We start from the raw sequence: 15,149 nt of genomic DNA, 5'->3' as shown, positions 1-15,149 counted from the left end.
TTTATTTACGGTTTTTCAGGATTTCAATCAATCCATTTTTGCCATTTTACATTGTCGTTATATCCGGCTTCCACCATTGTTTCAATGAATTGCATACCTCTTACGCCATCGTATACGGTCGGGAAATCCAAGCAGTCTCCACTGGGTGTTTCTCCGTTTTTGATAGCTCTGACGGTAAGTGAGAAATTGCGGTAGATATTGGCAAAAGCTTCGATAAAACCTTCCGGGTGTCCTGCCGGAGTTCGGGTATTCCACAGGGCTTCGGGGGTCAGGTAGCCGTTGTTGCCGATATCCAATATTTCAGTCGGACGATCTCTCCATCTCAATGTCAGCGTGTTCGGCTCCATCTGGCGCCATTCCAGTCCGCCTTTTTCACCATAAATACGGATGCGGATATTATTGGCTTCGCCTGTTCCAATCTGTGTTGCGGTCAAGACGCCTGTCACATCGTTTTCGTAGCGAAGGAATGCCGCCCCGTCGTCATCGATCGGACGTCCGGGAACGAATGCCTTCAGGTCGGCACATAGTTCTTTGACTTTCAGTCCGGTAATATATTCGCTCAAATGCCAGGCATGTGTTCCGATATCCCCTATGCAACCGGCTTTGCCGGAACGTTTCGGGTCCGTGCGCCATCCGGCATTGTTGCCACCTAGCAATTCGATACGTTCGGAAAGCCATCCTTGCGTATATTCTACATAGACGCGGCGCAATTTTCCGAGTTCGCCTTTCGCGATACGGGCTTTCGCCTCTTTTACTGCCGGATAGGCCGAGTATACATGTGTCAGAGCCAGCACTAATCCGGTCTCTTCCACTTTTTTCTGTAGTTGTTTGGCCTCTTCGAGTGAGAACGTCATCGGTTTATCCACGACCACATGGAACCCTCTTTCAAGAGCCATCATAGCTGGTTCGAAATGCCAACGGTTGGGAGTCACGATCGTGACAAAATCCATCCTTTCTCCTTCCGGTAAGGTCATTTCGTGTTCGAACATTTCTTGGTAAGTGCTGTAAATCCGGTCTTCCGGCAAAAAGTACGATAAACCGGAGCTTTTGGATATCTCAGGGTCTACGCTGAAACATCCGCAAACTAATTCGATCTGATTGTCCATAAAGGCTGCGCGACGGTGGATCGCCCCGATGAAGGCGTCACTACCTCCTCCAACCATTCCCATTCTTAATTTTCTGTTCTTCATGATATTATTAAATTAGCAATTCGGTGAATTGAGATATTGCCCAAAGTTACAAAATGTTGTAATAAGTGCAATGTGTTTTGCAATAAATAATTTGTTATGCGAAGTGTATATGTCATATACAAAAAAAACTTGATTCCGAAAATCAATATCACTGTATCACTTTTTATTTTTAACTGACTGTATATTAGTATGATGATATGCAATTGGTGCTTGAAATATCTATCACGCTTATATCACTCATATGTCACCGCTTTTTTATAAGTTAAAAGTCTTTTTAGGACTTGCTTAGCTCAACTACCTGATATATAGTGCCTCTGTTGCTTCTTTTCGAAGGAATGCCGTTTCGCTTCAAAAGACGTCCGAAGTTGGAAATGACGGTTTTTGTGTAGCTGAAATCACGTTGTTTCTGCTTGATCCGCCCTAAAATCTCTATCGACAGAAGAAATTCGCCTACCTCATTCTTTTTCGGGAGTCGGAAATATTGCAGGAACAGTTGTTCTTCGGGCGGTATTTGCTGGAACTGCCGGTTGTTGGCGACTATTTCGGTTTCTTCCTCGTGTGTGAACCAGTAGCGTTCGCCGTTAGCCAATGCTTCCATCGCCTGTGCATACAGCTGCTCGTAGTCGATCGGTTGTATATAATCGATGGTGTCTGTGACTTCGATGCAAATGAAACGCCGGCTACCGGTCGGGTCGGTCAGGATATTGAAGTTGTTGCTTGTCGCGATGAATGTGGCGTAACGTCTTAAATTCCTGTTGGCCGTCTGATAGGGCAGCCGTGTACTGACATTCGCTTTTTGCAGGATATGCTTCAGGTAGCTTTGGTGCGTATCCTTGACGGAATCGAACTCGTCTATGTTTACCAGGGCATAGCGGTGCAAAGCCAACTCCGTATCCCGGCGCTTGCTGAAATCGATGCTGTCTGTGTAGAACTGCCGCAGTTCGGGAGGCAGGATGTTCAGGCAATAAGTCGATTTGCCGCATCCCTGGTCGCCGACCAGTAGGGGAGTAGTGCTGTTGCCATGTTCCCGGTCCAACCCTAACCAGTGCGCTACCATACTGAGGAACCATCTGTGGAAGTGGTCTGCCCATCGGATATTGTTGCAAGGTACGCGTTTGGCAAGCTTCCGGATATGATCTTTGCCATCCCATTTGGGCAGATGTCCGAGATATTCTTCTATCGGGAAAAAAGTGGGTATGTTGTCCGAGTAAACATATCGTTCGATGTCTTTATCCCAGACGTTCAACCCTTCTTTGTGCGCTTCCGTACAGATGGAGTTGCGGACTTCGCGGGTGAAAGGGCTGAATGTGAAACGTAGGAGCGATTTGTCTCGGTATTCCACTTCGCCACTCATCTTGTTGTTTCTGATTTCGTAACGGCGCAGCATGAATTCTTCTAATTGCAAAGTCAGCGACATGATTTCAGGCATGAATGTTTTTCCGGCGAGCGCTTCTTTCAGTGTGTAGACGGATCGGAAAGTCATGCGGATTTCCATCTCTTTGGATCTCAGATCGTTGTAAAGTAGTGTGCATTGTACGGCATCCTCTTCCGGGATACCGGCTTTCAGGCAATTATCGGCTAATAGGGTAAAGACCGGCTTGAGATCCCCGTCTTTTATCTGTCCTGATTTTCGGATGGCGTCTACCATCGCTATGCTGAACAGTGTAGCGATCCGATAGTTGCGTGACATACCGGGCATTAGCCTTTGAAGTGGTTCGGATGGTTCTTCCGGGATGATACGGATTTCTTCCGAATCGGGCATCTGTGCCGGTTGCTCGATCCGGATGGCAACGGCATCGGGGTTATATACCGGCTGGGGGTCGTAGCTCATGCGGCATCCGTGCTGTGGGACTGGCTCTTTCAGCGTGATGTTACGTCCTAATTGTGGCTGGTAGTATTTGACTGCCGTCAAATAGGCTTGCGAGTGGAATCGTTTGATCTGTTCGGGTGAGTGTGGAAGCGTTCCGTCCGGCAGTGTGAACGGGATCACTATTTTCACGCTTTTCCCGCTAAAGCCGATGAATGCCAGTAGCGTTTGCGGCATCGTGGCGGCTTGTTGGCGGATTTGTACCGCTTCTTGCAAGTCGGAAAGATGGTTTACTTCGAGCAGCACCAATCCCGAATAGTCGCGCATGGGAGGCTTTGGGTCTCCTGTCTTGCGGAAAGTCCCTCCGAAAACGACCACCGGAAGTTTCTGTATGTCGCTGTTTTGTGTGCCGGGCAATGCAAACATGACTTTGTCGCGTGTGGTGCTGATTGGTTTGTTGAGATTCTCTGTTCGTAGGGCCGCCTGCAGTTTTTCCATTTCGACGGAACGCATGACGAGCGTCCCCTTTTCATATCGATATAACGTTACCTTCATTTTTGATTGTTTTTTTAGTCGTGAATTTCAACTTGCAAATCATTTCCACCTTTCGAACTTGAGTCTTTTTATGAACTTCTTCATTTCCGGATCAGCCTTGATGCATAGTCGTTTAGCTTTCACGCGATGAGGCGTGCAGTCTTTCGGGTTTTCATATCCTTCGCTTCCGGCCGAGAGGAACAATGTTCCTATGCCGTGAAGGTTTATGGTGTATCCCATATCCAGCTGGAACTGGATTTCGCGTCCGATCTCGATTATGGCCGCCAGTATTTCTCCTCTTGAAAATGTGCACCGGGTAGAGATATACGTAGCCAGTTGTTCGGTCGATACTTGCCCCGATGTTACCGGGACACCATAATAGCGGATTTTTTCTGTTTCTCCGCTTTTGTCCACTTTGGGACGTACTACATAAGCGTGTGACATAAGCTGTATTTTTGATAAAACCAATGAATAAAACTGAGAGAAGTGCCTGATTAACTTTCTTTACACCCGGATTTACATTTCTGAACACCCGGGTGACGGCAGTCTGTACATGGGGGTGTAGGGGTTGGAAACATCCGGATGTATATGACTTTAAGTCCTTACAAAGATAATAAAAATATAGAGGAAATGCAAGAAAATCAATGGTTTTTTTAAAAATAAATGAGACTTGTTTTAATACACAGTCAACCTATTTCAGGACGAGACAAGTGATGGATGGTGATAGGGAAGTGATACATAAAAAAGGGCATGTATCACTTCTTTATCGGTTGATAATTAATATGATATCATGAAAAAGTGATAGAGTGATATTACAAAATATACACAAGAAAAAATAGGGAGGAAGTTTTTTACTTCCTCCCTAGTCTGATTGTTTAGGAGTAGATATTATTCGTAATACGGGTTCTGTATGATTGCCGGATTACGTAATGTTTCTTCTAACTTGATTGGTGCGAAATACATCTTGTTGTCCCATTTTCGTTTCTCAATATAGTTCAGATTGAGAACTGTCCAGGTGTAATTATAGACTTCTTCGTCATGAACATACGGTAAAGATGCTGTCTTGCCCGGTTTTAAACGGCCGACAATTGATACACCGGTTAATTTCTTGTTTCCGATTTCCGGTGCAATCATCCAGCGACGTATGTCATAATAACGTGAATGTTCATAAGTTAATTCGACACGACGTTCATGGCGCAGGAATTCACGCAGATCACTTTGGTTGAATGTTTGTCCGCGAACAGCCAATGTGGCTTTGGTATCTGGACGACCGATACGTCCACGGATAGCGTCTATATAAATGACTGCTTCATCCAATTTGTTTAATTCGATACAGGCTTCGGCTGCAATCAAATACATTTCGGCTAAGCGGATGTAAGGCATCGGACAAGTTTGGAAGTTGTGTTCGTTGGCTGCTACAGAACCGTCGATCAATTTCTTTTCCAAATAGCCGGTGTAAGTACCATTCCAGTTTTCGATCTGTCCCATACGGGTATCAACGCCGACCATACCATTGAATTTTTCCTGCTTGATGGGATTGTTATCGTCATCAACTGAATATATGGCATTGACGTTATTGCCGCCTTCACTTAATTCATAATAACCGAATTGCAGGTTACCCAGTGGAGTCGCATCGAACACGGCTCCATCGGAAGCTCTGGGGCGTCCCCACTCTGCACCATCATAACCGATAGTTGCATAGAAACGTGGTTCACGGTTCATATACGGATTTTCGGTGGTTGATTCACCCGGTTTCAATAGCGTATTCGGGATTTTACCTTCTTCTGTTTCGAAAGCCATCACCAAGTCATGTGTCGGAGCTGTTCCGGCCCAGTTGTGATAACCGTTCGGCCCATGCAATAGGGCTACACGGTTACGAACCCAGTTGTCGGCATTCAAATCTTTGTTTACATACTGTTTCGACCAGATAGTCTCTTCGTTGTTCGTGATAATGATGTTATGGAATTTTTCTGCAATTTCCTTGATGGTACCGGCATTACAGTCAATCAAAGAGTAATTGCTGTCATTGATAACATCTTTAGCGGCATCTAATGCTTGTTGATATAATGCTTGACGGTCACCTGTATATTGGTTACACTCTAATTTATTGACGGTACGATCAGCAAACAATGGGCTGGCTACATGCAGTAACAGACGTGCTTTTAATGCTTTAGCTGCTCCTTTGGTAGCACGACCTAAATTGACACCGATTTGTTGTTCAGGTAATAGGTTGGTAGCTTGTTCGATGTCTTTCAGAATAAAATCCATTACATCCGCAACATTGGCACGTGGTAAATTTAAGGCCGAAGCTTCTTCAATGCTATACACTTTGTCTACGATGGGTACGCCACCGAAACCACGGAGCAACTCAGTGTAGATATATGCCCGAAGGAAATAAGTTTCTCCTTTCAATATATTCAAGTCTACACCGGTTTTTTCAGGAACGTTGTCGATATTTGCCAAAACCAGATTGGCACGATAGATCCCTTTGTATTGCTTGCTCCATTTGAACGGGCAGTCGTCACGGTCGTAAGCGCCCAAGTTGCTCGGTGAGACGGTCGCCTCGTTGATATCACGGCATCCGTATACGTGCGTAAAGAAAGCATCATCTGTCCAGGCGTCTGGATTTACTTCTTGTGCTATGTCGCATACGTACGAATAGACATCGTTGACAACCGTTTTTGCTAAATCTGCATCCGACCAGACTGTCGCTTCGTCATACTGGTCTTCAGGTGTGAGGTCCATGAAGTCGGAACAAGAACTAAGTGAAAGTGTCAGTCCCGCTGCTGCCGAAAGGCAGATATATTTCAATTTTGTTTTCATAATAATTATCTTTTAAAATGTTGCTTGAACTCCGAAGTTGATGATTTTTCTCAAAGGATAGCCTCCTAAACTGGCGTCACGCTGTTCTGGGTCTGCATCTTTAACACCGTCGATGGTAATCAAGTTGGTCCCGTTGGTGTAAAGACGCAAATTGGAAATGCCCGCTTTTTTCAATCCTTCGAAATTGAATGTATAACCCAATTCAATATTTTTCAGACGTAGGTAGTTGGCATTTCTCATGAAATAGGTATTGTCGTTGTTGATCCAATACTGGTTTTCACGGTCCCATGTACGCGGTCCTTCCGAATACGGATTTTCCGGTGTCCAACGTTTGTCGTAGTCGCTCTTCAAGAAGTTGCCAACTAAGCCTGACCATGTCTCGATATACACTTCAGCCCCGGTTGCTCCCTGCCATAACATCATCAAATCGAAGCCTTTCCACTTGGCTGTCAGGGTCAGACCGGCAACAAAACGAGGTTCCTGGTTCTTCTCTGGACGGATACGATCCAAACCATCTATTTTACCGTCACCATTCATATCTTTAAAACGGATGTCACCCGGAACGGTGTTGTCTGAATATAATAACCCTTTTGCACGTGCTTCATCAATTTCTGCTTGTGTATGGAAAATGCCGTCTGCAACGTAGAGTAACATATTGCGGCTACCTACCGGTCTGCCGGTCGAGAATTGGTATTCGGGCACATTTTGTACTTCATCCCAAAAAGTGATTTCGTTGCGTGCATACGTCATGTTCAGAGATGCTCCATATTCGACTTCTCCGATCTTATCCTGCCAGCTGACCAATGATTCGAAGCCTCTATTCTTCATTTCTCCCAGGTTTTCACGAGGTAATGTGATACCGGTGATTTCAGGCAGAGAAGCATTACGGGAGATCAGCATGTTGGTTCGTTTGTGATAGAAAACGTCTGTTTCCCAACTCAGGCGATTCTGCAAGAATTTGAAGTCTAAGCCGACATTGTAAGTTGTACCCACTTCCCAAGTGATATTCGGGTTGGGAGTACGGCTCGGATAGAGACGTTTGTTTTCCTGGCCACCGAATACAGTACCGGCATTGTTGAATGCGTAAGTAGTCAGATATTGGATGGAGTGGTCATAGTTGCCATCTCCGTCTACCAATGCATCGTTACCTGTCTGAGAAACCGAACCACGCAGTTTGAAGTAATCGATAAAGCGGATATTATCTTTCCACCAATTTTCTTCAGAAGCACGCCAAGCTAAAGAAACGCCGGGGAAGAATCCATAGCGGCTCTCTTTCGGGAAACGGTAAGAACCATCTACACGCCAAACAAATTCGAATAAGTAGCGTTCCAAGTAGTTATAAGAAGCACGTCCGAAATAGTTCAATCGGGTTTCTTTCCAAGAATAACCTCTTGCAGACTGCCCTTCTTCACCCCCTAAACTCAATTCCGGTTTGGAATCGGAGATGAAACCTTGACGGAATGCCCATGTTTCTTCGTATTGCTTTTTCTGTCCTTCCATACCGAAAGTAACACCTATAGTGTGTTGTCCGAATGTACGATTGTAGTCGATTAATCCGTTTAGCATCCAACCGATTTGCTCACTGTGTTTACGTTCCAATTGTGGAGTGTCCAACCATTGTTTGGATGCACTCAATCCTTCGCTCCCTTCAGTTGTTCCATCCCATGTGTACAAGTACACCGGTTTTTTCATCAAACGGCGGTTTTGGAAGTGGATGTCGTAAGAACCGTTTCCGCGTAAAGTTAGACCTTCGATCCAAGGTACTTTTATATTGACTGACAAATTGTTTTGGATGTACTGGTTCTTATAGTGGTCGAAACCTGCCAAGTCAGTGCTGGTTACAGCCGGGTTGTCACCGCGTTCAACTGCAGGTCCCGGTTCGCCTGAAGGCCACCATGCTACCTGGTCGGGACGAGAACGGCGGGCTGCACCAAAAATATCACCTGCTCCTTTAGCCGGATATTTAGTGTCCTCCAAGCGGGCTGTTACACCTAATTGGAAATCAACATACTTACTGGTCTTGACATCCAAGTTCGTACGCAGACTGTACTGATCGTATCGATTGGCGGAATTTCTGTACAAACCGTCTTCACCATTAGCTCCGAAGTTTGCGTAATATTTTACTTTTTCTGTACCACCAGATACGCCGATGTCTGCACGATATAGCGGAGAGGCGCCTTTTACGATTTCATCAAACCAGTCGGTGTCTGGATATTTCCACGGATTGGCGTGTGTGCGGAAACCTTCGAGTTGTTCGTCAGAGAAAGAGCCCGGAAGAACTTCGTTCAACATGGTTGCATATTCGTATGAATTAGTCATTTTGGGTAAACGGGTTGGTTGTGAGAAACCTGCACTTGCGTTAAATGAAACAACTGGTTTACCTTCTTTTCCGCGTTTTGTTGTAATTAAAATTACACCGTTCGCTGCACGTGCACCATAGATGGCGGCAGATGCGTCTTTCAATACGGAGATTGATTCAATTTCAGTCGGGTTCAATCGGTTCATACCACCATCACGGTCGGGCACACCATCGATTACAACCAATGGGTCATTACTGCCTAAAGAATTTGTACCACGTATACGAATTGTGGTACCGCCACCACCCGGTTCATCAGCTGTCTGAAAACCGATAACACCTGGCATACGGCCTACCATGCCGTTGGTAAGGTTGGTTGTCGGTGAGGCTTTCAGTTCTTCGCCGGATACACTGGCAACAGAACCGGTTACAGTCACTTTCTTTTGTGTGCCGTAGCCGACTACTACGACTTCTTCCAGTTTTTGAGTGTCTTCTTTTAAAGTTACATTGATCGTTGATTGGTTACTTACTGCAACCTCTTGAGTTTGATAGCCGATGTAAGAAAAGACGATAGTTGATTTGGAGGGAACTTCCAATGTGTAATTGCCGTCAATATCGGTGATTATACCGATTGTTGTCCCTTTTACTGATACGTTGACACCGATTAAGGGCTCACCGGTCGCATCCACAACAGTTCCTTTTATAGTCTTTTGTTGTGCGAATGCCGTTGCTGTAAACATGATGCAAAGCATAAAACAGCCGAGCATCCTGAATAAATGGTTTAAAGAATATCTTTCCATGTGTTTGGATATTAAATGAATATAAGGTTAAAAAACTAATATGGATATTGCTATCCAGCTAAAAAAACGGAATTTAGAGATGATAGATCATAGGCAACATGTATTAGGTGGAACATATATTTTAGATAAAAATTTACACATTTGATTATATCTTTATAGGTTAACAACTCTCTTGATTGATTTAAGAATGAGTTTTGTAAACACAATCCTCGTTAATAGTTTTAAATTGTATCAGCAGCAAAGATATTGCAAAATGTTATATATGCAAAAATAATCGCAATAAAATATTACGATGTATGCTTATTTTCTTCTTAGACAATTGTTAATTTGAAAGTATGAACAGTATATTGGAGAATATAGATACAATTCGAAGAAATAGAGGCTATTCGCAGGAATATCTTGCTATGCAGATTGGTATGAAGCAGGCTGGATTTAGCTTGATCATGTCGGGTGAACGCGAATTGAAATATAATACGCTATTGCAAATTGCAAATGCTTTGCAGATGTCTGTAATAGATGTTATTACATTTCCCGATAAATATGTTATGGCGAAAGGGAATGGAACATCGACCGAAGCTGTTCTGCAAATAAAATTGGACAGCGATAAAAAAGATCAGATATTGAATATTGTGTTTGGGGAACAGATTGCGGAATTGTTGAAATCGAAATGATTTCCTTTTGGCACGGAAGGAGAGGCTCGAACTCCCGACACCTGGTTTTGGAGACCAGTGCTCTACCAACTGAGCTACTTCCGTGTTTGCGGGTGCAAAGGTAAGAGAATATTCTATAATTCCAACTATATGTACGAAAAATAGTTGATGAAACCACTTATTTTCTCGATTCTTTGGTGATTCCCGGAATTTCTTTCCTATCTTTGGTGTAATAGAGTTGTTAATCGGGTATATAATTATACAAACAATCGACAAAGACATGAAAGACGAATTAGACATGAATGCCAACCTTTTGGTTGAGTTCCTTCAGAAGCCATCTGCCGAATTTACAAAGGCGGATATCGTATCGTACATTAAGGAGAAGAATATCCGGATGGTGAACTTTATGTATCCTGCCGGTGACGGGCGCTTGAAAACATTGAATTTTGTTATTAACAATGCTGCATATCTGGATGCAATCCTGACCTGCGGGGAACGTGTGGACGGTTCTAGCCTGTTTTCGTTTATCGAGGCGGGTAGCAGCGACTTGTATGTGATTCCGCGTTTCCGTACGGCGTTTATCGATCCTTTTTCCGAATTGCCGACGTTGAGCATGCTGTGCTCGTTCTTTAATAAGGATGGCGAACCGCTGGAAAGCTCGCCTGAATATACGCTGCACAAGGCAAGCAAGGCGTTTTCGGATGTGACAGGTATGCAGTTCGAGGCGATGGGAGAGCTGGAGTATTATGTGATTGCGGATGAGGAAGATTTGTTCCCGGCAACTGATCAACGCGGATATCATGAATCGGGGCCTTATGCGAAGTTCAACCAGTTCCGTACGCAATGTATGCAATATATCGCACAAGCGGGAGGACAGATAAAATACGGGCATTCGGAAGTTGGTAATTTTACCTTGAATGGTAAAATATATGAACAGAATGAGATTGAATTCCTGCCTACGCGGGTGGAAGATGCCGCCGACCAGTTGATGATCGCCAAATGGGTGATCCGTAATCTGGCATACGAGTACGGGTTGAACATTACGTTTGCTCCGAAGATCACGGCTGGAAAAGCGGGTTCCGGTCTGCATATACATATGCGTATTATGAAGGATGGCAAGAATCAGATGTTGCAGGATGGCGTTTTGTCGGAAACGGCTCGTAAGGCAATTGCCGGCATGATGAAGTTAGCTCCGTCCATTACGGCTTTCGGCAATACGAATCCGACTTCTTATTTCCGTCTGGTTCCTCACCAGGAGGCTCCGACGAATATTTGCTGGGGCGACCGTAACCGCTCTGTTTTAGTGCGTGTTCCGTTGGGGTGGGCTGCCAAGAAGGATATGTGTTCGCTGGCAAACCCGTTGGAGGCAGATAGTCATTATGACACGACGCAGAAGCAGACGGTCGAAATGCGTTCGCCGGACGGATCGGCCGATTTATATCAGTTGTTGGCGGGATTGGCGGTCGCTTGCCGCTACGGGTTTGAAATCCCGGATGCGTTGGATATTGCAGAAAAGACTTATGTGAACGTGAATATTCATCAGGAAGAAAACAAGGCTCGTTTGGAAACATTGGACCAACTGCCGGATAGCTGTGCCGCCTCTGCCAAACGTCTGCAACAGCAGAGGGGGATATTCGAACAGCATAATGTCTTTAGTCCGAGCATGATCGACGGTATCATAAAGAAATTGGTAAGTTATAACGACACGACATTACGTGAAGACTTGAAAAATGATCCGGAAGGAATGCTTGAACTGGTGAACCGGTATTTTCATTGCGGATGATGTTACTTTGGAATTAAGCCGAAAGTGACTGATTTATATCATCTTTAAATCTTCAAACATCTGTTTATATACTGCGGCCTTTTCCTCTAACGGCTTGGGGTAAGCCCGGGAGGAAGAAGGCATGCGGTAGAGATGGAAAATGCGGCTCGACAGGGTGAAACGGGAGTAGGAGCCGACTTTGGGTTCTTCAACCGGAGGCAGCGTGGCGATAAGCGTGTCCATTGCCTTTTGACCTGTTACGACGATTGCTTCGCATTCTGGTATTTTGGCCAGAACCTCAACCGGGTTCAACGGTGTGACCACTTGCAGGAAGTTGTCGGAAGCATTATTCTTTAAACGGATGATTTCCATAGCCGTATCACCGATTCCGATCCCTTTTTCCCGGCAGAAGGCTTTTGCTTTCTCTTCACTGAAAGCCTTTTTGGTTTCTAAGAAATATTCTTTATCGTTATAGAAAACCAGTCCGAGTATCCGCCACATGTCGTTTTGGATATTCGGATAGTAGAAATTCATCGACCAGCGTGCACGCGGAGGTGGGAAACTGCCCAGCATCAATAATTTCGTGTTTTCCGGGAGGAAGAACCCTAACGGATGTTGCTCTATCGGCTGAGTGGCTGGCGTTTTCATTATTTTACCAGGTTGTTCCATTCGTCCGCTTTGAAACCGACCAAAACTTGATTTTCACTGATCAGCAAAGGGCGCTTGATCAATTTGCCGTCCGAAGCCAGCAAAGCGATCTGTTCCGCTTCGCTCATCGCAGGCAACTTGTCCTTCAATTTCATCTCCTTATAAACCAGTCCGCTGGTGTTGAAAAAGTTTTTCAAAGGAAGCTTGCTGCGTTTGATCCATTCTGTCAGTTCTTCGACAGAAGGATTGCGATCGATGATATGACGATCCTCGTACGTTATTTTATGCTCATCCAGCCATTTTTTTGCATTTCGGCAGGTGTTGCATTTCGGGTATTCTAAGAACAGGTAGCTCATATAGTCATGATGTTATTTGTCTTCTTTCTTCTGTCTTTTGGCATCTTCTTTGGCCATCAGCACGACATTGTACACGAAGTCGGTCATCCATTCTTCCGAATAGCCGAGCGTTTCTTTGTATTTCCGTATTCTCCAGGCAACTTTCTGAACGCTGACATCTTTCCATTCCGAACGGGTTACAATCTCATGGATGGTCTTCTGTGTCTGCGAATATAACAGTTTCTTCACTAGCATGGAGAAGCGGAATTTCCATTGCATCAGGTTGTCGAGCAGGGAGAACAGGTCGTTGTTGAATCCCTGATACATGATGAAATAGGATTTGATGTCGTTCTGCGTCTTGCAGTTCTTTTTGATGGAGGCATCGATTTCCTTGAAGAAGTTTTCGTTCAGCCCGTATTCCTGCATTAGGATTTTGCGGGAACGGGATTTCTCGGCTATGCCCAACTTGTTGTTCTGAGTCGGGATCTTAAGCATCCGTTTGAACAACGCCATATCGTTCAATATATTGAGGTTGGTGATACCTAACTGCACAGCCATTACCGCCTGGTAATACACGCGGATCAGCGTAACGAACTCCTCTACGGAGCCTTTCGATACGACTTCTGTTTCTTCTTCTTTCTTCTTGAATAGTTTGGAAATGAAATTCATTGTGTATATTTATATTTATTGCCGACAAATATAATAAGAATCTTTTTATATGCCTAATAGTACATTTTGTAGGATGTAAACAGCGGCTCCCGACAGATAGCCGGCCAGTGCGAGCAACGAGATTCTTTTTAGATACCAGATGAAATTAATCCCTTCCAGTCCCATAACGACAACTCCGGCAGCAGAACCGATGATCAGCATGCTGCCACCCACGCCGGCACAATAGGCTAGGAATTGCCAGAACACGCCGTCTTGTACGAAATTGGCTATATAAGCCGGATCAGCAGCCGTAGCGACCATCGCATCCGAGGCAACGGGGTACATTCCGATAGCACCGGCGACGAGCGGAACGTTATCGACGATGGCGGAGAGCGTTCCGATAATCAGGTTGACGGCATATACATTGCCGATCGTATCGTCCAACCAGAGGGAAAAACTGCCCAAAACACCACTGCAACGCAGTGCGTCCACAGCCAGTAAGATACCGAGGAAGAACATCAGAGTAGCTCCGTCTATACGGCTCACTACTTTCGATAAACGGAGTTTCAGGTCCTCGTTGATCGGAGTTTTCCGGTACATCAATTCAGTGAATATCCACAGGATACCGACTCCCATCAAAATCCCCATGAAAGGGGGCAGGTGCGTGATCGTTTTAAACACCGGGACGAACAGCAGACAGAACACGCCGATGCAGAGGATCGCTAGTTTTTCGTTCGCTTTCAATACTTTTAATAGAAGGTTGTCACGGTTTTCCTCAAAAGCGTTGGGAGGTGTAACTTTGCCGTGCAAATAGCGGGATATGATCAATACCGGGACTAATGCCGATACGAGGCTCGGTAAAAAGAGATGCGGGATCGTTGCCGAAGTCGAGATATTTCCCCTTACCCACAGCATGATCGTTGTCACGTCGCCGATGGGCGACCAAGCCCCGCCGCTGTTGGCGGCAATCACGATGATGCTGCCGAAAATCCAGCGCTCCTTATAATTGCCGATCAATTTTCGGATCAGCATGACCATGACGATGGAAGTAGTCAGGTTATCCAGGACTGCCGACATGAAAAAGGTGATCGTAGCAATGACGAACAATAACTTCCGCTTGCTGTTGGTGGTGATGCGGTTGGTGATGAACATAAACCCTCCGTGAGAATCGACGAGTTCTACGGTGATCATCGCCCCGATCAGGAAGATCAAAGTCTCTGCGATCTCACCGATACTATCCAGTATCTGATGGTCGATGACGAAACGGATACACTGGTCTGCATAGGGCAGATCCTTTATGAATGGGAATGCGTCTAAAAAAAGTTTAAATTCTTCGGCTGAAGCGGTCGGAATAAATTGAGGGGCCCCAAATGTATATAAAACCCAAAGGATTGTTCCAGTCAGGAGTGCTGTTCCCGCTTTATTGATTTTTAGCGGATGTTCCAGAGCGATAAGTAAATATCCTATCAGGAACACGATGATCATTGTTGTCAACATAGTGTATCTGTTAAAATTTATCTAAAGCGGCAAAAGTAATAATTTATTATAAAAGGAAACATATTTGTTAAGAGGATTGTTTAAAACAGCTCGGCATATATTATTGAATCGTCTGCCGGATAATCTGGTTTTCCCTTCTGATAATTGGATTTTTCCGCC

11 protein-coding genes and 1 tRNA gene are annotated in these 15,149 nt (G+C 44.9%); 2 read left to right on the top strand and 10 right to left on the bottom strand.

What is annotated here, in order from left to right; genetic code table 11:
- Positions 1-23: 23 nt before the first annotated feature.
- The 5 genes from NQ542_RS09730 to NQ542_RS09710 form a co-directional block, all read right to left on the bottom strand.
- Complete coding sequence (locus tag NQ542_RS09730) at positions 24-1,190, bottom strand: Gfo/Idh/MocA family protein (RefSeq protein WP_005640751.1); 1,167 nt, start codon at positions 1,188-1,190, stop codon at positions 24-26.
- Positions 1,191-1,464: 274 nt separating this feature from the next.
- Positions 1,465-3,552, bottom strand: a complete 2,088-nt coding sequence (locus NQ542_RS09725) for a BT4734/BF3469 family protein (protein ID WP_005640753.1) — start codon at positions 3,550-3,552, stop codon at positions 1,465-1,467.
- A gap of 39 nt (positions 3,553-3,591) precedes the next feature.
- Entirely contained in the window at positions 3,592-3,975 is a 384-nt protein-coding gene (locus tag NQ542_RS09720; RefSeq protein WP_005640756.1) for an HU family DNA-binding protein, read from the bottom strand.
- A 444-nt stretch (positions 3,976-4,419) separates the two neighbouring features.
- On the bottom strand, positions 4,420-6,354 hold the full coding sequence (locus NQ542_RS09715; RefSeq protein ID WP_039850175.1) for a RagB/SusD family nutrient uptake outer membrane protein: 1,935 nt from the start codon (positions 6,352-6,354) through the stop codon (positions 4,420-4,422).
- A gap of 12 nt (positions 6,355-6,366) precedes the next feature.
- Positions 6,367-9,450 (bottom strand): SusC/RagA family TonB-linked outer membrane protein, encoded by a 3,084-nt coding sequence (locus NQ542_RS09710; RefSeq protein ID WP_005650890.1) that lies wholly within the window; start codon positions 9,448-9,450, stop codon positions 6,367-6,369.
- A gap of 335 nt (positions 9,451-9,785) precedes the next feature.
- Between NQ542_RS09710 and NQ542_RS09705 the strand changes: the two genes are divergently transcribed.
- Positions 9,786-10,121 (top strand): helix-turn-helix domain-containing protein, encoded by a 336-nt coding sequence (locus tag NQ542_RS09705; protein WP_005640764.1) that lies wholly within the window; start codon positions 9,786-9,788, stop codon positions 10,119-10,121.
- A gap of 8 nt (positions 10,122-10,129) precedes the next feature.
- Here the strand turns inward: NQ542_RS09705 and NQ542_RS09700 are convergent.
- Positions 10,130-10,205, bottom strand: a tRNA-Trp gene (locus tag NQ542_RS09700).
- A 175-nt stretch (positions 10,206-10,380) separates the two neighbouring features.
- Here NQ542_RS09700 and NQ542_RS09695 point away from each other — a divergent pair.
- Positions 10,381-11,883 carry a glutamine synthetase family protein gene (locus NQ542_RS09695; protein WP_005646130.1) on the top strand — a complete coding sequence of 501 codons (1,503 nt, stop codon included), beginning with the start codon at positions 10,381-10,383 and terminating at the stop codon, positions 11,881-11,883.
- 33 nt (positions 11,884-11,916) lie between these two features.
- Here the strand turns inward: NQ542_RS09695 and NQ542_RS09690 are convergent, their stop codons facing one another.
- From NQ542_RS09690 to nhaD, 4 genes are read right to left on the bottom strand one after another with little or no spacing between them, the layout of a single operon-like run.
- A complete protein-coding gene (locus NQ542_RS09690; protein ID WP_005646132.1) occupies positions 11,917-12,510 on the bottom strand; it encodes a uracil-DNA glycosylase family protein in 594 nt (197 codons plus the stop codon).
- Complete coding sequence (locus NQ542_RS09685; protein WP_005640769.1) at positions 12,510-12,866, bottom strand: arsenate reductase family protein; 357 nt, start codon at positions 12,864-12,866, stop codon at positions 12,510-12,512. Before NQ542_RS09685 ends, NQ542_RS09690 begins: the two co-directional genes overlap by 1 nt.
- Before the next feature lie 12 nt (positions 12,867-12,878).
- Positions 12,879-13,514: a hypothetical protein gene (locus NQ542_RS09680; protein ID WP_005640770.1), complete on the bottom strand. Its 636-nt coding sequence runs from the start codon at positions 13,512-13,514 to the stop codon at positions 12,879-12,881.
- A gap of 45 nt (positions 13,515-13,559) precedes the next feature.
- Complete coding sequence (gene nhaD / locus NQ542_RS09675) at positions 13,560-14,990, bottom strand: sodium:proton antiporter NhaD (protein ID WP_005640772.1); 1,431 nt, start codon at positions 14,988-14,990, stop codon at positions 13,560-13,562.
- Positions 14,991-15,149: the final 159 nt, after the last annotated feature.

The sequence above is a fragment of the Parabacteroides merdae ATCC 43184 genome (assembly GCF_025151215.1).
In the GTDB taxonomy this organism is placed as follows: Bacteria; Bacteroidota; Bacteroidia; order Bacteroidales; family Tannerellaceae; genus Parabacteroides; species Parabacteroides merdae.
This window is presented reverse-complemented; position numbering and strand designations above follow the sequence as displayed.